This is a genomic window from Amycolatopsis sp. SB7-3, from assembly GCF_041021335.1.
GTDB lineage: Bacteria > Actinomycetota > Actinomycetes > Mycobacteriales > Pseudonocardiaceae > Amycolatopsis > Amycolatopsis japonica.
Genome location: NZ_JBFPJQ010000008.1, coordinates 240,751 through 261,405 on the forward strand (window position 1 = coordinate 240,751; position 20,655 = coordinate 261,405).

General features: G+C 68.8%; 19 protein-coding genes. 10 read left to right on the top strand and 9 right to left on the bottom strand.

Going from position 1 to position 20,655, the window contains the following annotated elements; all coding sequences use genetic code 11:
- Positions 1-74: 74 nt before the first annotated feature.
- Positions 75-1,292, bottom strand: a complete 1,218-nt coding sequence (locus tag AB8M46_RS37445; RefSeq protein WP_037346977.1) for a glycosyl hydrolase family 8 — start codon at positions 1,290-1,292, stop codon at positions 75-77.
- Between the two features lie 141 nt (positions 1,293-1,433).
- Here AB8M46_RS37445 and AB8M46_RS37450 point away from each other — a divergent pair, with 141 nt between their 5' ends.
- Complete coding sequence (locus AB8M46_RS37450) at positions 1,434-1,835, top strand: PPOX class F420-dependent oxidoreductase (RefSeq protein ID WP_394363247.1); 402 nt, start codon at positions 1,434-1,436, stop codon at positions 1,833-1,835.
- 134 nt (positions 1,836-1,969) lie between these two features.
- Here the strand turns inward: AB8M46_RS37450 and AB8M46_RS37455 are convergent, their stop codons facing one another.
- The 5 genes from AB8M46_RS37455 to AB8M46_RS37475 all read right to left on the bottom strand — a co-directional run bounded on the left by AB8M46_RS37455 (position 1,970) and on the right by AB8M46_RS37475 (position 8,341).
- A complete protein-coding gene (locus tag AB8M46_RS37455; RefSeq protein ID WP_037346548.1) occupies positions 1,970-2,509 on the bottom strand; it encodes a TetR/AcrR family transcriptional regulator in 540 nt (179 codons plus the stop codon).
- A complete protein-coding gene (locus tag AB8M46_RS37460) occupies positions 2,509-4,074 on the bottom strand; it encodes a long-chain-fatty-acid--CoA ligase (protein ID WP_394363248.1) in 1,566 nt (521 codons plus the stop codon). The genes AB8M46_RS37455 and AB8M46_RS37460 overlap by 1 nt, the downstream gene beginning before the upstream one ends.
- A 68-nt stretch (positions 4,075-4,142) precedes the next feature.
- Positions 4,143-5,348, bottom strand: a complete 1,206-nt coding sequence (locus AB8M46_RS37465) for a GTPase (RefSeq protein ID WP_394363249.1) — start codon at positions 5,346-5,348, stop codon at positions 4,143-4,145.
- The gene (locus AB8M46_RS37470) at positions 5,345-7,111 is read right to left on the bottom strand and encodes a dynamin family protein (protein ID WP_394363250.1); all 1,767 of its coding nucleotides are present in this window, start codon (positions 7,109-7,111) and stop codon (positions 5,345-5,347) included. Before AB8M46_RS37470 ends, AB8M46_RS37465 begins: the two co-directional genes overlap by 4 nt.
- 120 nt (positions 7,112-7,231) lie before the next feature.
- Positions 7,232-8,341, bottom strand: a complete 1,110-nt coding sequence (locus tag AB8M46_RS37475; protein ID WP_394363251.1) for an IniB N-terminal domain-containing protein — start codon at positions 8,339-8,341, stop codon at positions 7,232-7,234.
- 295 nt (positions 8,342-8,636) lie between these two features.
- Between AB8M46_RS37475 and AB8M46_RS37480 the strand changes: the two genes are divergently transcribed.
- The 6 genes from AB8M46_RS37480 (at position 8,637) to AB8M46_RS37505 (ending at position 14,687) form a co-directional block, all read left to right on the top strand.
- A complete protein-coding gene (locus AB8M46_RS37480; RefSeq protein ID WP_394363252.1) occupies positions 8,637-9,782 on the top strand; it encodes a molecular chaperone DnaK in 1,146 nt (381 codons plus the stop codon).
- On the top strand, positions 9,779-12,127 hold the full coding sequence (locus AB8M46_RS37485) for a helix-turn-helix transcriptional regulator (RefSeq protein ID WP_394363253.1): 2,349 nt from the start codon (positions 9,779-9,781) through the stop codon (positions 12,125-12,127). The genes AB8M46_RS37480 and AB8M46_RS37485 overlap by 4 nt, the downstream gene beginning before the upstream one ends.
- A gap of 4 nt (positions 12,128-12,131) precedes the next feature.
- Positions 12,132-12,596 carry a VOC family protein gene (locus AB8M46_RS37490; protein ID WP_378424937.1) on the top strand — a complete coding sequence of 155 codons (465 nt, stop codon included), beginning with the start codon at positions 12,132-12,134 and terminating at the stop codon, positions 12,594-12,596.
- A gap of 364 nt (positions 12,597-12,960) precedes the next feature.
- Positions 12,961-13,437, top strand: coding sequence for a hypothetical protein (locus AB8M46_RS37495; protein WP_394363254.1), 477 nt, complete (start codon positions 12,961-12,963; stop codon positions 13,435-13,437).
- Positions 13,438-13,551: 114 nt separating this feature from the next.
- Positions 13,552-14,289, top strand: a complete 738-nt coding sequence (locus AB8M46_RS37500) for a hypothetical protein (RefSeq protein WP_394363255.1) — start codon at positions 13,552-13,554, stop codon at positions 14,287-14,289.
- The gene (locus tag AB8M46_RS37505; protein ID WP_037346535.1) at positions 14,289-14,687 is read left to right on the top strand and encodes a hypothetical protein; all 399 of its coding nucleotides are present in this window, start codon (positions 14,289-14,291) and stop codon (positions 14,685-14,687) included. The genes AB8M46_RS37500 and AB8M46_RS37505 overlap by 1 nt, the downstream gene beginning before the upstream one ends.
- 96 nt (positions 14,688-14,783) lie before the next feature.
- Here AB8M46_RS37505 and AB8M46_RS37510 read toward each other — a convergent pair whose 3' ends face one another.
- The gene (locus AB8M46_RS37510) at positions 14,784-15,230 is read right to left on the bottom strand and encodes a hypothetical protein (RefSeq protein ID WP_394363257.1); all 447 of its coding nucleotides are present in this window, start codon (positions 15,228-15,230) and stop codon (positions 14,784-14,786) included.
- Between the two features lie 136 nt (positions 15,231-15,366).
- Between AB8M46_RS37510 and AB8M46_RS37515 the strand changes: the two genes are divergently transcribed.
- Positions 15,367-16,548: a DUF222 domain-containing protein gene (locus AB8M46_RS37515; protein ID WP_394363290.1), complete on the top strand. Its 1,182-nt coding sequence runs from the start codon at positions 15,367-15,369 to the stop codon at positions 16,546-16,548.
- Here AB8M46_RS37515 and AB8M46_RS37520 read toward each other — a convergent pair.
- Complete coding sequence (locus AB8M46_RS37520) at positions 16,539-17,684, bottom strand: HEAT repeat domain-containing protein (protein WP_394363258.1); 1,146 nt, start codon at positions 17,682-17,684, stop codon at positions 16,539-16,541. The two genes, AB8M46_RS37515 and AB8M46_RS37520, sit on opposite strands and share 10 nt — an antisense overlap.
- Positions 17,685-17,794: 110 nt before the next feature.
- Here AB8M46_RS37520 and AB8M46_RS37525 point away from each other — a divergent pair, with 110 nt between their 5' ends.
- Both AB8M46_RS37525 and AB8M46_RS37530 read left to right on the top strand, forming a co-directional pair.
- Positions 17,795-19,201: a M20/M25/M40 family metallo-hydrolase gene (locus AB8M46_RS37525; RefSeq protein ID WP_394363259.1), complete on the top strand. Its 1,407-nt coding sequence runs from the start codon at positions 17,795-17,797 to the stop codon at positions 19,199-19,201.
- A gap of 50 nt (positions 19,202-19,251) precedes the next feature.
- Positions 19,252-19,860, top strand: coding sequence for a hypothetical protein (locus AB8M46_RS37530; RefSeq protein WP_394363260.1), 609 nt, complete (start codon positions 19,252-19,254; stop codon positions 19,858-19,860).
- Here the strand turns inward: AB8M46_RS37530 and AB8M46_RS37535 are convergent.
- A complete protein-coding gene (locus tag AB8M46_RS37535) occupies positions 19,847-20,542 on the bottom strand; it encodes a class I SAM-dependent methyltransferase (protein ID WP_394363261.1) in 696 nt (231 codons plus the stop codon). The genes AB8M46_RS37530 and AB8M46_RS37535 overlap by 14 nt on opposite strands.
- Positions 20,543-20,655 lie beyond the last annotated feature (113 nt).

The following is a 20,655-nucleotide window of genomic DNA, read 5'->3' on the forward strand; positions in this document are numbered from 1 at the left end:
AAGGGCCGTTCAGGACAAAAGATGTCCTGAACAGCCCTTTCATGACACTTCAGTAAGCGGTGGTCACCGCCGGATCAGACCGCGATGTAGTTCCCCGAGAGGATGATCAGGACCTGCACGGTGATGCCGGTGCCGTAGTAGTCGTCGGCCTGCGGCGACCAGGACGTGACACGGGTCCACAGCTTGTCCAGCCAGGCCTGGCTGCCCGGGTCGTTCATCGCCGCGATGGCGAACGACGCGGTGAAGCAGGGGTGCTCGCCGGACTCGCCCGAGATCTTGGAGCCCGACAGCGTGTAACCCTGGTTGATCTTGGCGGGGTCGCCACCGGTGGCCTGCTGGATCCAGGTGTTCATCTTCCGCACCTGACCCTGCGCCGGGCTGCCCGACACGGTGACGCCGTCGACGCCGAGGCGCCACGGGTCACGGCAGGCGTTCCAGCTGAAGTGCTGCGGGTGGTCCTCCATGAAGTCCGACGGCGCGGGCTTCGGCGTGGCGTTGGTGCCGACGACGAAGTCCGGGATGAGGCCGGTCTTCGGCGCGTACTTCTCCTGCAGCTGCGTGACGGCCTTCTCCTGCCTGGCTCGCACCTGCCCCCAGAACGAGTCCCCAGTGGCCTTTTCGAACGCGCGAAGGTGCCCCGGCATCCAGTCCGAGGAGCGCGAGCTGTTGATGTACTTGCCGCTGTCGGCCCAGTCCGCCAGCCGCATGAACTTGGTGTCGGGGTTGACCTCGCTGCGCTTGATCGCCTTGATGATCCGCAGCGCCTCGGCCTTGTAGTTGACCGAGCCCCCGCTTCCCCAGACCTTGTCGGCGATGAGCAGGCCGTAGGCGATCTCGAGGTCGCCGTCGGTCGCGGAGTCGCCGCCGTTGACGCTCTTGCAGTTCGGGTCCTGTTCGGCGGCGTGCAGGTCCTTGTCGATCACGGACGGGTGCGCCTTCACGAACTTGAGGATGCCGTCGAAGACCGTGCGCGCCTGCGGGTCCTTGTCGCCCATCATGGCCGCGATCGTCATGCCGTAGCCCTGACCCTCGGCGACGAAGGCGTGGTCGGCGTCCGGCGCCTTGACCGCGTAGGTGCCCGTGCCGCACTTGGTGGTCAGGAAGTTCTTCTTCCAGAAGTCGTAGTACTTGGCCAGCGCCGCGTCCTGCGCCGACTGGCTCGCCGACGGACGCAGAACGCCCGGCAGGTAAGGCGTCCCCTGAGTGGTCGCCGCGGTGGCGGGGGCGGTCGTGGCGACCAGCCCGGCGGTCAGCACGGCCGCGGCCAGCACTGTCCGAACGGTCTTTCTCATGGCTCCTCCGGAAACGTCGTTGGTGGCGGCGGCGCGTTCCGAGAGTGACATCCGGATCGGGCAAAAACAAGAGAGTTAAGAAAGTTTCCTTACTATTACCTCAAATGACGCCTACGTGAACAGCGGCCTAGCGTTGACCCCATGAAGATCGACCTGAGCGAACGCGGCGAAGCCTTCCGGGAATTCTGGACCGAACGGCATCTCGCCACCCTGACCACCGTCCGCCCGGACGGGACCCCGCACGTCGTCGCGGTCGGGGTCACGGTGGACTTCGAGGCCGGAATCGCCCGGGTGATCACCTTCCGCTCGTCCAAGAAGGCACGCCTGGTCAAGGAAGCGGGCGAAAACGGCATTCCGGTCGCCGCCTGCCAGCTCGACGGGCCCCGGTGGTCCACTTTGGAGGGACGCGCCGTACTGCGCGAAGACCCGGAGTCCGTAAGCGACGCCGAGAATCGCTACGCCGCGCGCTACCGGCAGCCCAAGCCCAACCCTGAGCGGGTGGTCATCGAGATCACCGTGACGCGAGTGCTCGGCAACGCCTAGCCGGGTCCCGCCTACGTGCGTGTCGTCCGTCCGATCACGCGCGACCGCTGAACCTCACGGTGGTCGTGAGTGGCGTTTCGGGTTAGAACCCGAAACGCCACTCACGACGACGGTGGATCAGGCACTCCTCCCCGCTAGCCGGCGAGCACCAGCCGCGTGTACTCGTCCAGGATCTCGCCGAGGTCGGTGAACCCACCCGCCGACGCCACCTGCTGGTAGCCCACCAGCATCGCCAGCCCGAGCGAGGTCACGACCTCCGCGCGACGCCGGTCGGGGATCAGCTCGGCCACCACCCTCCCGACCGTCTTCACCCGGGCGTCATCGACGCGTTTCTGCGCCACGCGAACGGTTTCGTCGTTCGCCGCCCAGGCGCGGATGGCCGCCTCCGCGCGATGGCGGAGTCCGCGCGTCAGGCTCATCAGCGCGGCGAAATCCGCCTCGGGACCGCCGGAACCGAAGTCCAGTTCCCGCAGGATCCGGACCTGCCGCTGCGCCCAGAAGTCGAGCAAGGCGCCCACGAATCCGGGCCAGCCGCCGAAATGGTGGTAGAAGGATCCGCTGGTGACGCCGAGGCGTCTGCCGAGCGCGCCGACGTTGAGCCCGGCGAACCCGGACTCCGCGAGGATCTCCAGCGCCGCATCGAAGTACTGCTCGCGGCTGACCGTGGAAGGCATCAGACCGCGCGCTCCCGCCCCTCCCAGTACGGGCGCCGCAACGTGCGTTTGAGGATCTTGCCGGTCGCGTTGCGCGGCAACGCCTCCACGAGCTCGACCGTGCGCGGGCATTTGTAATGCGCCAGTCGTTCCCGGCAGTACTCGACGAGTTCGTCGGCGTCGACGCGCTCTCCCGGAGCCGGGGCGACGACGGCCTTGACCTGCTCTCCCCAGCGGTCGTCGGGGATCCCGATCACGGCGACCTCGCCGACCGCGGGATGTTCGGCGATGACCCGCTCCACCTCCGGCGAGTAGACGTTCTCGCCACCGGTGATGATCATGTCCTTCACGCGGTCTTCGATGAAGACGAAACCTCCGTCGTCGACCCTGCCGACGTCACCGCTGCGGACCCAGCCGTCGACGATCGTCTCGGCCGTCGCCTCGGGTTTGCCCAGATAGCCTGCCATCGCCTGATCGGTGCGGAACCACAGTTCGCCAGGGGTCCCCGGCTCGACGTCTTCGAGGGTCGCCGGGTCCACGACGCGCATCCCCACCGCGGGGAGCACCGTGCCCGCCGACGCCAGCCGCTCGGGCCGGGCGGGGTCGCGATGCGCGTCCGGATCGAGCGTCGTCACCACCCCGGACAGCTCGGTCATGCCGTAGACCTGCACGAACCGGGTGTCCGGCCAGGCCGCGAGTGCCTTGCGCAGCAACGGGAGCGGCATCGGCGAAGCGCCGTAGCCCAGGTACTTCAACCGCTTGAACGCGGCGACGGCCTGCTCCCCCGCCTGCATGATGCCGGCGACCACGGCGGGCACCAGGAACGCGTGCGTGACGCCTTCGGCGAGCGCGCCCAGCAACGACCTGCCGTCGGGCTCGCGGGTCATCGTCGTCGGCTGCCCGTAATGGAAACCGATGATCGCGTAACAACTCCCACCGACGTGGAACAGCGGCATCGCGACCAGGTTGCGGTCGCCGTCGCCCATCGGGAACGCGGCACCGGCGTTGCGGCTGTGCGCCAGCAGGTTCCGGTGCGTCAGGACGGCGCCCTTGGGGAAACCGGTGGTACCACTGGTGTAGATGATCAGCGCGCCGTCGTGTTCGTCGACCTCGGGTGAGACCTCGGCAGGGGCCGCGCCGGCCAGGAAGTCCTCGTACTGGTCGTCTTCTCCCCCGACGACGATCACGCGCTCGACCGACGGCAGCCGATCGCGCAGCGCCTCGACGGCGGGCAGCAGTTCCGGGCCGGCGAAGACGATCCGCGCGCCACTGTCACCGAGGACGTACGCCAGTTCCTCAGGGGCGAGACGCCAGTTGACGACCGCGTTCGCCGCCCCGAGAGAGGACGCGCCGAAGGTCACCTCCAGGCAGGCGGGCGTGTTCTTGTCGACGAAGGCGACCCGGTCGCCTCTGCCGATCCCGGCGGCCGCGAGCGCGCCGGTGACGCGCCTCGTCCGGTCGTCGAGTTCGGCCCAGGTGAGCCGCCGCCCGGGGAACGAGAGGGCCTCCCGCTCAGGGATCGCCTTCGCCCAGTGCGCGAAAAGTTCACCGAGAAGCCGCACATCCGGACGCGCGTCGTCGGGCATGCCGGACCCCTTTCGCCTGGTCAGAGCCGCCATAGAGTGCTCTATGGTGACTCGGTGACCGGCGGGCGTCAAGCCACGAACAGGCTGAGCAGTCCCTCGACCGAGCGCACGATCACCCGGGCGGCGGCGCGTTCGGCGTGCGCGGCGTCGGCGCGTTCCGCCTCGTGCCGCCAGCGGACGAGGGCGCTTTCGGCACCCGCGTGGATCTCGGCCGGATCCGCGTCGGGTTCGAGACCGAGCCGCTCGGTGGGCGCGAGTCCCTGCGCGCCGAGCAGCCGTACGGCCTCCTCGGCGCTCTCCCCGGACAACGCCGTGCGGCCACCGCGGATACCCGCGATGAGCCGCAGTTCCCGGAAGTCGTGCGCGGCCGCGGCGAAGCGTTCCACACGGGCGGCCAGCCGGTCACCGTGCGGGAGAGGTTCCGCGGCGAGAAGGCTTTCCAACCGCAACACCGCCGTGCGCGCCTTCAACGCTTCGGCCCTCGCGACGAAGCATCCGGCGAGCGTGTCCCTCAGGTCGCCGAGACCGCTTCGGTGCACGAGTTCCGCCGAGAGTTTGAGCCTGCTGTCACAGCCGGTGCGGATCAGGGTGATCGCCAGCCGGACGCCGTAGAGTCCGAACCGCGACACCAGGTGTTTCCGCGACTCCGGCGAGACCCGCACCGGGAACGGATCGTCCACAAAGGAATCGACGGACAGCAGATACCGCTCCAGCTCCGGCCGGGAGATCGACGCGAGCGCGCGCAGCACCTCGAATTCGTCGTCCCGCAACGCTCGCCCCGCGTAGCCCAGCTGTCCGGCGACCGCGATGACTCCTTGGAATCCCGCGCAATCCGGGTTTTCGCGCCAGGCCCGGCGTGCCAGCTGTTTCGCGGTGAGCAAGGCGTCGATCCGGCCCGCGCCGACCTCGTCCGCCCGGCCGAGCACCAGCACCGAGTTCACCGCCGTCTGCCGCGCGAACGCCGAACCGCCCACCGGCCGAGTGCCGGCGAGTTCGTCGGGTTCGAGATGGCGCACCAAACGCACCGTCGCGTCGACGTGTTCGGCGAAAGCCGGAGTGTCGAACAGATCGATCTCGCGCAAGGCCCGCGTCGGCCATTCCGCCAAGGCGGAGACCAAAGTGGACTTCCCGGTCCCCGGCGTGCCGATGAAGCCGACGCGCAGCGGTTCGTCCAGCCGCTCCAGGCATTCCCGCAGCATCGCCACGGCGTGCGGACGGTCCCGGTAATGCGCGACGGCCTCGTTCAGCAGTTCCCGGACATCGAGCGTGGTCACGCCGACAGCTCCCGGCGCGGCGCGGCGCCGGTGCCGAGTGCCCCCGCCTTCCGGTGCAGGGCGGCCAGCCGGTCGATCTCCTTCTTGACCCGCTGAGTACGCCGGTCCCGTTCGGCGGAGCCCGCGATGATCAGTTCCCGTTGCCGCGTCAGCTCTTCCGAGAGCTGGTCGGACAGCGCGGCGAAATGGTCGCGCAGGCGCCGCTGCACCTGACGGACCTCGTCCTTGATCTCCTTGCTGAACCGGATGAACACGTCGTCCACATGGCGCTGCGCCGCGGCCTTCGCCAACGCCTGACGGCGCTGCAACCGCATCCCGCCTTCGTCACGCACGCTCTTGGTGGCGAACGCGACACCGGCGCCGAGCGACACCGGGTTGATCAAGGGCAGCCCGGCGAGACTGGTGACCAGACCGAACATCAGCACACCACCGTAGGAACCGCGCAAGCCGGTGAAGAGTTTCTGCCCGATCTTGAACCGCTCGATCTTGGGCGTGCCGACCTCGGGGATCGAGTCCACTCCGGACCCGGTCAGCGGCAGTTCCGGGGCGTGGCCGTAATGCGGCCCGAAGGTCGACGCGACGGCTTGCGCGATCCACTCCGACCGGTCGGACACCCAGTTGTAGTTCGTCTCGACGGCCTCGGCGAGGTTCTCTTCCAGCCAGGTCTGGAACTCCGGCCAGATCTGCACCGGGTCGCCTTCGTCGAAGGTGCGGTCGACATGCCGCACGATCACCCGGGTCCGCTCGCGCAGATCGTATTCGGCGTCGGAGATCAGGTCGGTGATCTCGTCGGACAACATGTTCTGCCAGCGGACGTTCTGGCGCCGCAGTTCCTCGGTGCGCCGTTGTGCCTGGTGCAGCAGGGTGACCTGGTCGACGCCGTTGTCCTGCGAGACCGCGTTCAGCCGGGTCTGCAAGGTCTCGACCAGTTCGACCGCCGCCGCGCGCACACTCACCGCGGCGGCGAGGGCGCGGGTGCGTTCGATCGGGCGTGCGGCCTGTTCTCCCACCCAGTTCAGGAGTTCCGGGAAGCCCGACCGACCGTTGAGGGCCGTGTCACCGGCCTTCGCGGCGGCTTGCCGCACCGTCGCGGACACGGGGAAGACGTCGGCGACGACACCGGTCTCCGACAGCGCGGCGCGATTGCGGGCGGCGAGTTCACGCCAGTCCGGGCTCACGTCGATCTTGGTCAGCGCCAGCACCAAAGCGGGGCACCAGGTCCGGATGTGCCTGGCCAGCGCGAGTTCGGCGGGCTGGAGTTCCTGTGTCGCGTCGGAGACGAGGATCACCGCGTGCGCGTCGGCGAGGACGTCGAGCGTGGCCGCCGTGCGCGGGGACCGGGGATCCCCGATCGCCGGGGTGTCCACGAGCACCAGGCCGGTGCCGAGGAGTTCGCGCGGCAGGCCGACTTCGACCCGGCGCAGCGACCCGGGCGGCCGGACCTCGAGTTCCTTGGCGAGGTCGCCGACCGGCACGTTCTCCCGCGCGTGCCCGACCAGGATGGCGGCGGGGTCGGCGGCGTACCCGATCTCTGTGGGAACGGCGGGCGTACTCGCGTCCCCGACCGCGCAGACCGGCGCGTTCAGCAGTGCGTTGAGCAGGTATCCCTTGCCCTGCTTGGGAAAACCGACCACCGCGATCCGGGTGCCCGGCGCCCGTTGGTCACGTCTGCGCCGGAGTCGTTCGGCCAGGTCGGCGCGACCGTGGGCGGCACAGGCGTCCAAGGTCTCGTTGAGCACGTCGAGCCAGGCGGGGGCTGTCACGGGGATGCAGTGTTCCCTTAACCAAGCGCGGAATCAATGTGGCATGGGCCAACATGCCGTGCGGGCCCCGCGACCTGCGGCGGTCGCGGGGCCCTGGCACAGAGCTGAAAAATGTTCGGATCAGCCGATGTGGATGTCGTTGTTCGAGGCGATGTCGCCGGCCCCGAGGTTGATGTCGCCCACGTGGCCGATGTTGTTGGCCACACCGGAGACGACGTCGTGCACGTCGTTGACGCCCGCGTGGTTCGCGACATCGTTCACGACGTTGTCGGTGACGTCGGTCGCGACATTGTCGGTCACGTCGCTCGCGACGTTGCCGTTGCCGATGTCGTGCGCCTTGCCCGCGATGTCGTGCACCTTGGTGGTGACGTCCGCGACGCCCGTCGTCTGACCGATGACGCTGGTGAGGTCGCCGACCGTGGACAGGAAGTTCGGGGCGTCGCCGGCGACACCGTCGGCGCGCGGCAGGTCGCTGGTCAGGTCGCCGACGGCCGGGACCGAGTCGACGGCGGGCAGACCGGCGGTGTCCACGGCCGGGACGCTGTGGGCCAGGTCGGTCGCGCTGTCGACGGCGCCGTTGGCGAGGTCGCCGGCCTGGCCGACGGAAGCGGCGTCGAGGCCACGCGAAAGGTCGTCGGTCAGGCCGAAGCTGCCGACGGTGTTCTGCGCGAGGGCGGTCACGCCGGCGGCGGCGTTCGACACGTCGGTCACGTCGGAGACGGCCGGGACGCCGGACAGGCCCGGGACGTCGACCGGCAGGTCGCCCACGGCGGGCACGGCCGGGACGGCGGGCAGGTCGCCCAGCTCCGGCAGGCCGCCGAGCTCCGGCAGACCCGGCACGGCCGGGAGACCGGCCTCGGGCAGGCCCGGCAGGGAGCCCGCACCGGGGACCGCGACCGGCAGACCGGCGGTCAGCGCGGTGAGCTGGTCGATCGCGCCCTGGACGCCGTCGGCGCACTCGCCGTCGGTGCCGTTGACGGCGTTCGTGACGCCGCCGAAGCCGGCCAGGTTGTCGGCGGTCGCGGCGGTGGTTCCGGTGAGGTCGGTGACGGTGCCGACCGGGACGAAGTCGAGCACCAGCGGGACGACCTCGTGCACGTCGGCGGCGTTGATGTCGCCGAGGCCGGCGTCGGCCAGCACCTGCTGCGGGTCGTTGGCGAACGCCGCGCGGGCCGCGGTGTCGTTCAGCAGGTTCAGCGTGAAGTCGTGCAGGGTCTGGACGGAACCCATGAAAGGACTCTCCTGGGGGTCTAGGTCGGTGGGGCGGGCCCAGCGGCCGGAGGGCACGGCTGAGCGCAGGTCACCGAAGCTAGTGAGCCGGTCCCCGTGGGCACATCGGGGATCACTCCTGGTCGTCACTCACTCAGCCAATAGGGGATCGGTATGACATCGTTAGGGCGTTAGGGGCTTAACCGAGACGCACTCGGTTGGGTTTAATGCCAACCCTCACCCGGATGGGTCAAGCCGTTCAGGTGAGTGGCCCTATTTGGTCCTTAGGGGCTGGTCAAGCGAAGGAGGATGCTCGTTGCCCTACGTCCTCGGCATCGATATCGCCTCGACCCGCACCACCGCCGCCACCTGCGTGAACTCCGGCGACGGGTGGAGCGTGCCCGAGCCGTCGTGGCTCGGCGCGCGCGGCCCGGCGGCGGCGTCGGCGGTGTTCCTCGACGACGACGGCTACCTGCTCACCGGGGACGCCGCGGTCGAGGCGGGCCGATCCGCGCCCGCCCGTCTGCTCACCGGGTTCCACGAACGGGTCGGCGACGACGTTCCCGTGATCGTCGGTGGCGAGCGGTTCCCCGCCGAATCCCTCAGCGCGGTCCTCGTCGACGCGGCGGTGGATCAAGCGGCCGAACGCTTCGGTGAGAAACCGCACCACATCGTGCTCACGCATCCCGTGGGCTGGGGTTCGTTCCGCCGCGACCTGCTGCGCCGGGCGCTGGCGGAAGCCGGATTCCCCCGTGCCGCACTGGTGGCGTCGCCCGTCGCCGCACTGCACGCGTACCTCGCCCCGCACGGCGACGTCACCGCCGGTGTCTGCGAATTCGGCCCGGACGGCGCGGTCGTCACGATCGCCGCCGCCACCGCCGTCAACGGCTGGCAACCCGTCAAAACGCTGGAAGGTGTCGACCCCGCCGAGGCCATCGGCAAGGTCTTCGAACTCGCGCACGGCGCCGGGGTCCCGCCCCAGGCGCTGGCGGGCATCGTGCTCTGCGGCGAGGCACCGCCGGTTCCCGGCCGGACACCGTGCCCCGTCTTCGCGTCGAGCGACCCGGTGCTGACGGTGGCGACCGGTGCGGCCAACATCGCCGCGCGACGTGACCTTCCTCAACCCGGCGGCGCGGGATCGCACGCCGTCGCGACCGTCGAAACCACCCTGCTCCCCCGGGTCGACACCCCCGAAGAGCTCACCGAGCGGCCCGAACGGCCGCCGGTGGACATCACCCCGTTCCCCTTGCCAGAACGCACCGGGGCGGCGAAACTGCTCAGCCGGCGCAAGCCCCTCGTCGCCGGAGCCGCGGTCGTGGTGCTGGCCGCGACCACTCTGCTGCTCACCCTGACCACTCGAGAAGCCACCGCCGACAAGGGTCCCGAAGCCCCTCCCACCACTTCGAGCTCGTGCGCGCCGCCCACCCCCGGTGCCACCGATTCCCCCGAAGGTCGCTGTTGAACGCACTGCTCGACCAGCCCGGCATCATCCAGCCGGGTGCCCGGCGCCTGCTCGACAAGGTGACCACCGCCCCGGAAGTCCCGGTGCGGGTCACCGTCGTCGCCCCCGGCGGGTACGGCAAGACCCATCTACTCGGCCTGCTCGGACGTCGCTACGCCGACGCCGGTGTCGAGGCACTGCTGATCGACGACGCCGACCAGCTCGATGACGACGAGCTCGCGAAGATCAAGGCACGGACGGAGGAAACGACGGCGCCCGTGGTGCTGGCCTTCCGGACGGCGCGCACGAAGGCGTTGCGCACGCTCGCCGATTCCTTCGGCAGATCGGTGTCTTTGGGCGCTTTCGGCGTCGACGACGTCCGGAAGCTCGTCGAGCACTCCGGGGGCGACGCGGCCACAGCGGCCGAAGTCCACCTCAAAACCGGTGGTGTGCCGGGACTCGTCGTGCGCGCGGTCACCGGGCGGCTCGCGGACTTCCGCGGCGAACTGGAGCAGCTGGACGACGACGTGCACCGCTTCCTGATCGCGGCGGAGGCGGGCGCGGGCCGGAACCTCGATCTCCTCGCCGCGCTCCTGAACCGCGATCGCGAAGGTCTCCCAGAGGTCTTCGACAGTGCCAGGGCGACCGGTCTCCTCGGTGAGGACGACGTCCTGCTGCCGATCGCGGCCGAAGCCATCCGGACCTGGGGTTCGCCGGGACGACGGCTGACGGTGCTGCAGCGGCTCGTGGAACTCCAGTTGCGGGACGGGCTTCCGGTGCTGGACCTCGCGAAGTCGTTGCTGGGAACGGGAAGTTCGGGCGCGAGCGCGGCGGCGGCCTTCGAAGCCGCCGCACGCGAGGCGATGCCCGACGACACGAAACTCGCGGCGCGGTTCTACGAGGCCGCGTCCGAGGCCGGTGGGCGCGGCGCGGCGCTCACCGTCGGCTGGGCGCACGCCGCGGCGCTGGCCGGTGACCTCGACACCGCGTTGCGGCTCGGCGACGGCATGCTCGGCAGCACTTCGGACACGGACGCCCGGGCCGCGGGCGCCGAGGTGGCCGCGACCGTGCTGGCGCATCGCGGCGAACTGGCGCACAGCGCGGAGCTGTACCAATGGTCCGGACGGGCCGCGTCGAAGGGGTTCGCCGCGATCGCGTTGCTGGGCACCGGAAAACTCGAAGCCGCCCGGGGTGTGCTGGAAACCCCCGAAGTCCCGACGTTGTTCGCCGGTGCCGCCTCGCGGATGGCGCGGGCGATCACCGATTCGGTGTCGGGTTGCGGCGCCGAAACCCTGTCCGCCTTGCTGGGCGCGGCTTCGATGCTGGAATCGACGGGCGCGCCCGCTCCGCTGCCGGACAGCCCGGCGGCCCTGGCGGCGTTGGTGGGCCTGCATTCCGGCGAACTCGCGCTGGCCGAGTCGGTGTTGAGCCGCGCGGCGAACGGCCGGATCGGCGGCGACCTGCTCGCGAAGCGGCACCGGCTGTTGCTCGGCTGGGTCGCGATGACCGCGGGCGACCTCAAGACGGCAGCCGAAGCCCTGATGCCACCGGACGGTCTCGAAGCGCGCGACGAACTCTTCGCCGCCACTCTGCAGCTGGGCCTGGCACGGCGGGCGAGCGATCTTCCCGGCCTGCAACGTTCTTGGGACCGGGCGTATCAGGCTTCGATGCGCCAGCAGCCGGACCTGTATTCGCTGCTGCCGCTGGGAGAACTCGCGATCGCGGCCGCACGGGGCGGCGCGAGCGCCAAACTGGCCGGGCAGCTGGAGCGGGCACACGCCGTGCTCGACGCGCTCGGCAACCCTCCACTGTGGACAGCCACCCTGCGCTGGCACGAACTGCACGCCGCCATCACCGTCGAGGACCACACGTCGGCGGGCGAACATCTGGCCGCGTTGAACGGTTTCGCTTCCTGCGGCCGCTATCCCGCCGCCCTCGCCGCCGCCGCGTCCGGCTGGCTCGCGGTCCTGACCGGCAGCTTCGATCCGGAATCGATCACCGCGTCCGCGTCGGAACTGCACGAACTCGGGCTCTGCTGGGACGCGTCCCGGCTGGCCGGGCAGGCGGCGATCCGGACCTCCGACCGGAAGGCGATGGTCCAGCTGCTCGAAGCGGCCCGGCAGTTCCAAGGCCGGGCGCCGGAACCCGTCGCGGCCACCGGGCTGAACGCCTTGAGCGAACGGGAACTGGAAGTCGCCCGTCTCGTCGTCGGCGGGCTGACGTACAAACAGGCCGGGAGCGAACTGTTCATCTCGGGGAAGACCGTGGAACACCACATGGCACGGATCCGGGGCAAACTCGGGGCCGGGGACCGGCGGGAACTGCTGGCGATGCTGCGGGAGTTGCTTGCGGCGGGCGAGGGTTGAGCAGTTGAACGCCTTCTACCACCTGTGCTTCGTCGTCCGAGACATCGGACAGGCGACCGAAGACCTCACCCGCACCCTCGGCGTGACCTGGAGTCCGGTTCGTGCGGGCACCCTCGGGGATTGGGACTACGACATCGTGTTCTCGACCGGTGGGCCGCCGTTCTTCGAGGTGATCCAAGGACCCGCCGGAAGCCCGTGGGACGCGACCGACGGGTCCCGCTTCGACCACATCGGCTACTGGTCCAAGGACGTCGTGACGGACAAACAGCGCCTGGCGGATCGAGGCGCGCCGATCGAGTTCGACTCCTGCCCCTACGGTCGCTCCTTCACCTACCACCGGCTCGACAGCATCGGAGCGCGGATCGAACTGGTCGATCTCGCGGTGCAGCCGGGATTCCGCGACACCTGGGCCCAGGATGTGGCGACGATGCCGCCGCTCGACTTCGACGACCCTGCTGCCAACCCCTGAGCGCGACCTGGGATCACGGCGTCGAGTCGAGCTCGACCCTCCGGTTGCGCCGACGTGCCGTTGGTGTCGACCGGCTCCGCCTCGCCGCGCCCGGACGTGGGCAACCGACCCCGTCCTCCGCGAGGACCACAGCGTGCGCCCGTCGCTCCGAGAGCCTCTGGTTGTACTCGTCGGTCCTCCGGCAGTCCAGGATGTTCGTCGAAGACCCGGCTCATCGCGTTCGTCATCCAGATGTTCGGCGTCGCGGTCCCGACGGTCTGGTCGACCGCGTCGCGGGTACGCGGGTGGCTAAGGGCTCGGCTCCGGCGTCGTTCAGCGATCGGGCGGTTCGGGCAATGCGGCCGGGTGCCGTTTACTGGTACCCGTGGCCGGAACCGCGCTCAGCGTCTTGACTCCATACCTCTCCGAACGTGTCGAACCGATCGTGGTGGCGGAGTTCGGCGTCGTGGGGATGACCCGGAACGCCGATGACCCGCGCTTTTGGCACTCGGCCGATGGGCTTCCCTACCGTTACTCCCTCGATCGGCCTGACCACGAAACCGATCCCTCGGAGATCGAAATCGTCGAACAGGCAGCAGGCAGGACAATGCACTGCGACATCGGGCTGCACATCTTCGTCAGCGATCTCATCGGCAGGCCAGTGCTGGGCAGCCTTGCACAACGAATCGCCGAGAAGACCGAGGGCTGGGTGTTCGTCGAATTCAAGACTCGCCCTTCCGCAAGCCTGCTTGAACACTTCGACCGCAACGGACGCTGCATCCGTGTCGAGGACTACGTCTACCTCGACGCACCGGCGATGGCCGCGTGGTGCGCACATCCTGCCTTCCACTTGGTCAAGTAGGGTCGCCGACTCGCACGGGCCGTCGGCGGAGGCATCACCACTGCGACAACTCGACGCCTCTGGCAGCGCCAGTGCGAGACTTGGCGGCAACTTGACGACGCGAAGGAGCTCGCTGTGGCCTCTGATGCCCTTGAACGCCCGGTACCGGCGGCAAGCGGGCCGGGACAGCCGATCCTCGATCTGCTGGACAAGGCCATCGGCTTGCAGACACCGCTGGTGCGCAAGAACATCGCACGAGCCCGTCAGCGCAACCCGGATGCGACGCCCGCAGAAGTCGTGCGCACACTGGAACGGATGTACGTCAGTGCCTTGGCAGGCACCGGAGCCGCAGTCGGGGCCACCGCGGCCGCACCCGCCGTCGGCACCGGGGTCGCATTGGCCTTGTCGGCGGGTGAGGAATTTTCTTCGCTTGAACTGAGCACTTTGTTCGTGCTTTCGGTCGCCGAGGTCCACGGCGTTCAGCTGGACGAGATCGAACGCCGTCGGACACTGGTCATGGGGATTCTTCTCGGACATTCAGGTTCCGCGACCATTGTCGGCAAGGCCGCCGAGCGCACCGGCCAGCACTGGGCCCGCCAGCTCGTCAGCAAGGTGCCCACGGCGACGCTCCGCCAGATCAACAAGGTCCTGGGCAAGAACTTCATCACCAAGTACGGCACCAAGCAGGGCATCATCGTGCTCGGCAGGGTGGCTCCATTCGGCATCGGCGCGGTGATCGGCGGCGGCGCCAACGCCACCCTCGCCTCCCTGGCGGTCCGAGCCGCTCGACGCGCGTTCGGGCCCGCGCCACAGTCATGGCCCGATACAGAGCTGGATCCCGCGCCTTCCGACTCAACCACCGGCGCACTCTGATGGTGACCGACTTTCCGCCGGACGTGGAGGCGTACTACCGGCGTCTGGCAGCCCAACGGCACTGGCCGCACGAGACTGAAGCCGCCTTCCGGGCAAGCGTCGCGCGGTATCGGGCGTTGGACGAGGGCGCTGGGCTTCGCCAGTACTACGAGTACGTGGACCATGAAGGCCTGGTCGACGAAGGAGCTCGCTGGCTGTGGGAAGCGGTTGTGGTCGAGCACGAGACAGTGGCCATCAAGCAAATCGAGCTGGATTCGTCCGGGGCCATTCGCCGCTACTGGTGGCGGAATATCGAGGATGAAGCCGGCGGACTCACCGATCAAGCACTCGACCCCGGCCTCACAGCTGTTTCCCGTTCTACGTTCTATGCACTCTGGGAAAGCACCACCGACAAGTGAGGCTCAGGCGTTGCGGTGGCGAGCAACGAGGTCGCGGTTGCGTCGTCTGCCGTCGCCCCCGCTCGCCTGGCTCATGACAGTTCCCTTCACGTGCGCTCAGAGCCGGCGACCGGTGGCCGCTTCCCACCATTCGGCGTGCCATGCCTCCTGTTCCGCGACACTCACGATCTGGTCGAGTTCCGCATCGGCCAGCGTATCGACGAGGTCCGCTTCCGAAGTCTTTTCGCCAGTGCGCATGACGTAGATCTGCATCCCGCCGCCCATGTCCCTGCACATCCCGCTCGGGTAGGTGTCGCGGCGGGCGCCTTGAACGGCGATGGCCCAACCCCCGGGTTCCAGCTGACGACGCAGCCGGGCCAGCGCCTCGAACATGTCCATGGCGGTGGCCGTAAACCGGTCAACGCCCAGGAACAGCTCGATCCGATAGAGCGGCCTTGGCCCGTCGTAACCGTCCAGCCAGCCCCGCAGCCGCGCTCGTCGCCCTTCACCGGCACGCGCCACCAATACTTCTCGGTCTTCCAGCAGCCTGGGGTAGTCGCTCACCCTCCCATTCAATCAGCCGCGCCGGTGATCGCGCCTCAGCCGGAACTAACAGCCATGACTGGCCCGTTCACTCTCCGCGTAAATTCGATCACGCTCTCGCCGCCATTCGAACGTCAGTTCGAGTATGATCATGGACATGACCACAACTCTCGCTTATAACCCGAAAGCCGCTCGCTTTCTTGACGCCGCGTTCGACGAAGAGCTTTCGCTTCGGCGGACGCAGGGACGTCAGGTACGAGCGTTAGCCGATTTCGCCGCTCGCGGTGGATCACGAAGATCCGTGACCGAGGAGGTCGCCTTGCGCTTCTCGGTCACCCGCAATCACGCGTTCCTGCTCGTCGAGACTTCCTGCGCCCTCGTCGCCCGCCTGCCGAACACGCTGGCGGCGTTGGAGCGTGGCGATATCGACCTGTACAAGGCTTCCAAGGTCATGCAGCTGACCAGAGAGGTGTCGGACGAAGTCGCGGCACAGGTCGACGCCTGGCTGACCAAACGTCTCGCCGACCGTGATCCCGGAGCGATCCGGGGTTCGGTGAGACATGCCGTGCAGAAATTCGATCCCGACGGCTATCGCGAACGAGCGGCCAAGAAACGCGCCTTGCGGCATATCTCGTTGGAACACGACGACGAGACCATGTCCACACTCTCCGGCCACCTTCCCACGGAAGTCGCCAGTTCCATCTACGCCTCGATGAGCCGCGCAGCGCGCTCCCGGCGGAATAAGGACAAATCCCGGACGCTCGACCAGCATCGCGCCGACATCTTCGCCGAACGGCTACTGGCCGAGAACGGTCGGGGGAAGCCGCGTGCCCACATCCATGTCTATGTCGACTTCTTGACACTCGTCGGCGCGCGTGACGATCCCGCGACGCTGGCCGGGTACGGCCCCATCCCTGACTGGCTGGTCCGCGAAATCGCCTCCGACCCCGGGTCCACCTGGTCCCGGCTGATCACCGACTCCGCCACGGGCCAACTGCTCGAGGCGGGCGGTGACAAGTACCGGTCACCGGCGTCCTTGGCCCGCTTGATCAAGGCGAGGGATCGCGAGTGCACGCAACCGGGCTGTCACCTGCCGGCCGAGGCCTCCGAGATCGACCACATCGTCGCGCGGGCTCGCAACGGGAAGACCAATCACCACAACTGTCATATCCACTGCAAGAACCACAACCTGCTCAAGGAGGAACCCGGGTGGTCGGCCGTACCCACCGGCGACGGCGGCATGATCATCACCACGCCGAGCGGCCATACCTACGAGTCAGCGCCAGAGCCGTTCCACGAACCACGCACAGGTCCCGAGGACGATGAAACTCAGACCTGAGCCCGTGGCCCCAAAGCCTTCAAGGCCGCCCTGACCACCCGACGGGAAGGATCCTCGACCATCGACCTCACCGAATCGACCGGGACAGCGTCCAGAATCCGAAGCGCCCCAACGGCTTGGGCCCGCACCCTGGCCGCAGAGTGCCTCAGCAACGGATACAGCAGCTCCCCGTCCTCCTGCCGCCCCGACTCGGCAAGGCCCGCGATGGCGCCCAAGGATGGGTTCGCGGCGGAAACGGCCGACCGGTACCAGTCGACAGCGTCGACGCCCGTACGCCGGGCAGCATCCCGTGCGAGCGCACGGATCAGTGAGGAACGGTCGTCCAGCAGACCGGCGATTTCGTTCCAGTGGCCGAGGCGAGCGAGTCCGGTCAGCGCGCTGATCCGTACCTCGCCGTACCGGGAGGCGGCCAGCTTGCGCAGGACGTCCACGCGACCGGTCCACACGGCCTCGCGGGCGGCGGCCTCAGCGGCACGGGCGCGGAGACCCTTGTCGGAATTCGTCAGGGCAAGCCGAACCATCTCGTCGAGTCTGAGATCGCCACGCCGGGTTCTGACTTCGAACGCGAACCTCGGCACCGCGGAGGTCGTCGAGCACATCAACTGCTCGAGCACCGCCACGGGGGCGTCGTAAGCAGCCGCGTACAGCTGCTGGACGCCGAAGCCCCCGCGACGACGGCGCCGCAGGTGAAGCATCGTTTCGGCGGCGGACTGGAGGTACGTCGATGGCTTGTCGTGCAGCAGCCGGACGACACCCATACGGGCGGCGTCGCGGACCGGAGAGGCCCAATCCGTCATGCGCACCAGCAGGAACGGAAGCATCTCCGGGCGTGGGTTCGCCAGCATCTTCGTGACCGCCACCTCGCGGACTCGACCGTTGCCGTGTGAAGCGGCGATCGCCGTCGTCAATGGCCCCGCCCCGCGTCCCGTGAGCCGTAGACCCACGTCGGCCAAGGCTCGCTGAGACCGGCAGTACACGTCGAGAGTCGCGACGAGCGCCGGTGTCTCGGTGATCGTCGCGAAGGCGGCCTTGATTGCGGAGTCGTCGCCGGACTTGTCGACGCGCATGAGCGCATCGATGAGCACGCCGACGCGCTGTCCCCGGCTCTCCAAAGTTTCCTGGAGTGCCTCGGCCACGGACTTGCTTCTCCCGAAGATCACCCGGCGATCTTCCCCGATCCACCGCCCACCGCGCTCATCCTTTTCGCGGGTAGACGCCCGATGACGGAACGCGTAGGAACGAGAGAATGGCTGAGGAAAGGTCCAGACGAGTTTTCCTGTCCACGTCGGCCGCGCTCTCGGCGGCCGCCCTGTCATCTGCAACCCTCGCACCGAGCGCCGGCGCCGAAGAAGCCGGCGAACGCCTCACCCCACAACGACCCGACGCCGAACTCCGAGCGATCCTCCGCGAGATAGACGAACACCGCATCGAGGCCACCGTACGCAGACTCGCGGCCTTCGGAACCCGGCACACGTTGTCCTCGCAGACCGACCCTGTCCGGGGAATCGGCGCCGCCCGCGACTGGATCTTCGCGGAGATGACGAAATCCGCGGAGCGGTCGGGCGGCCGGATGACGGTCGAGGCACAGTCGTACCTCCAGCAGCCCGCTCCGCCTCGGATCCCGGTCGCGACCACCATCACCAACGTCGTCGCCACCTTGCGCGGCTCCACCACCCCGGAACGGGTCTACGTCGTGTCCGGTCACTACGACTCGCGGTGTTCGGACCCACTCGACGCGACGAAGGACGCGCCGGGCGCCGACGACGACGCCTCCGGGGTGGCCGTCGCGATGGAGCTCGCCCGGGTGCTCGCCACTCGCCGTCCGGCCGCGACCATCGTGTTCGCCGCGGTCGCCGGTGAGGAACAGGGCCTGTTCGGCGCACGGCACATGGCCACGCTGTTCAAGACGGCCGGCACGAACGTGCAGGCGATGTTCACCAACGACATCGTCGGTTCCAGCCGGGCGGACGACGGGACGCGGGACCCGCGCACGATCCGGTTGTTCGCCGAGGGCGTGCCGACGTCGGAAACCCCGGCACAAGCCGACATCCGGCGCGCGGTCGGCGGTGAGAACGATTCGCCCTCCCGTCAGCTGGCGCGATTCGTACGCTCGGTCGCGGACAACGAAGCGACCGGCATGACCGTACGGGTGATCCACCGGCGCGACCGCTACCTCCGCGGCGGCGACCACATCCCGTTCCTGGAGCAGGGGTATCCCGCCGCGCGGTTCACCGAACCGCACGAGGACTACGCCCATCAGCACCAGGACGTCCGGGTGGAGAACGGCAAGCAATTCGGCGATCTGCCCGAGTTCTGCGACTTCCCGTTCATCGCCAGGGTCGCGCGGGTGAACGCCGCGACGATGTGGTCGCTGGCGACCGCGCCCGGTACCCCCGAAGACGTCCGGATCCGGACGAACCGGCTGACGAACGAGACGGATCTTGTGTGGCGGCGCGGAACGGACCCGGACCTCGCCGGCTACGAGGTCGTCTGGCGGGAGACGACGGCGCCCGACTGGACGCACGTGGTCACGGTCGGCGACACGACCGAGGCTAAAGTGGATCTGTCGAAGGACAACGTGTTCTTCGGCGTCCGCGCGGTCGGCAAGAACGGCCACCGCGGTCCGGTCGCGTTTCCGACGCCCTCGAGTTGAGGGTTGCCGAGTTGAAGACGCTGAGTTGAGGTCGCTGAGCTGATGCCACGATGACAGTCACCCCCGGCGACCTCGACGCCGCGATCGCGAGCGTGGTCGGTGAACTAAGCCAGGCGTCGGGCCGTGACTGGTCGGCGGCGTCGGGCACCGGCGATCTCAACGCCTGGCGCACGGCCGAACACCTCGGCGACTGCCTGATCTCCTATGCGGGCCTGCTGATCGCGCGGCCGTCGACACCACGTTTCGTCTGCTTCGAAGCCGTCGCCGATCAGGCAGCGACTCCGTCGGAGATGCTGGAGTTCGTCACGGTCGCCGGCGGCATCCTGGGCGGCACGCTCCGCACGGTGGCCCCGGACGTCCGCGCGTACCACCCGAGCGGCCGCGCCGACCTCGAAGGTTTCGCCGGGATGGGCTGTGTCGAAGTCCTGGTCCACGGCGAGGACATGGCCAGGGGGCTCGACGTCACCCTCGACCCGCCGCGCGATGTCTGCTCGCGAGTGCTCGCCCGGATGTTCCCGGATGTCGACGTCACCGGCGTCGACCCCTGGACGGCATTGCTGTGGGCGACGGACCGCACGGAGCTACCGGGACGGCCGTCGCGCGCTGGGTGGCAATGGCGAGGCGCGCCGCTCGACGATCAGCCGTTCAGCGAGGCCTGAAGGCGACCACAGCGGCCTGGTCGCCGTTCCGCCACGCCACGGCAGGCTCGTCGACCGGCCCGGCCTTCAAGGCACGCAGATGCCACTCGGCGGGAGGATGCCATTCGGCTGAGGACGAATCGCCGAACAGCCGAGCCCGTTCAACCACGGCCGGTCCCAGCACGGGATCCGCCGCGACCTGACCCCACCAGTCGCTCCAAGAGCCGTCATCGCTCGCGGACGCCACGACTTCCCCTTCCGGCATGTCGTCCACATTCGCCACAAAACCGCCCGCCCGCACCAGCCCGGCGAGTTCGGCGTACAACGCCGTCAGCCGGTCCGGCGGCAGGTAGTGCAAGGCCATGATCGCCAGCACGGCGTCGTAGCCGCTGTACGACAACAAGGCGGCCCAGCCCGGATCACGCAGATCGGCCTGGACCACCTCCACCGACGACGGCAGCGACGCGCGAGCGATCGCCAGCATCACCGGGTCGAGATCGACCAGCGTGACCTCCGCCTCGGGGAAACGCGCGAGCAGACGGGAACAGAGAGTGCCCGTACCGCCACCTACGTCCAGCACCCTCGGCGCCCGACCGTCGCAGCGCGCCGCGATCAGGTCGATCATCCGCTCGATCGCCCGCTCACGTCCTGGCTGATACCGCGCCATGAGTCGATCCCAGCCGTCGTTCCAGTCCCCAGTCATACCGGTAATGATAATCGATATCACCAACTGAGCAGTGCGTCACGGTCCGTCTCCGGGTAGTAAGCGAGGTACGGCCGATCGGCGCAACTTGGCCCTTGACGCGTTTGTCGCGC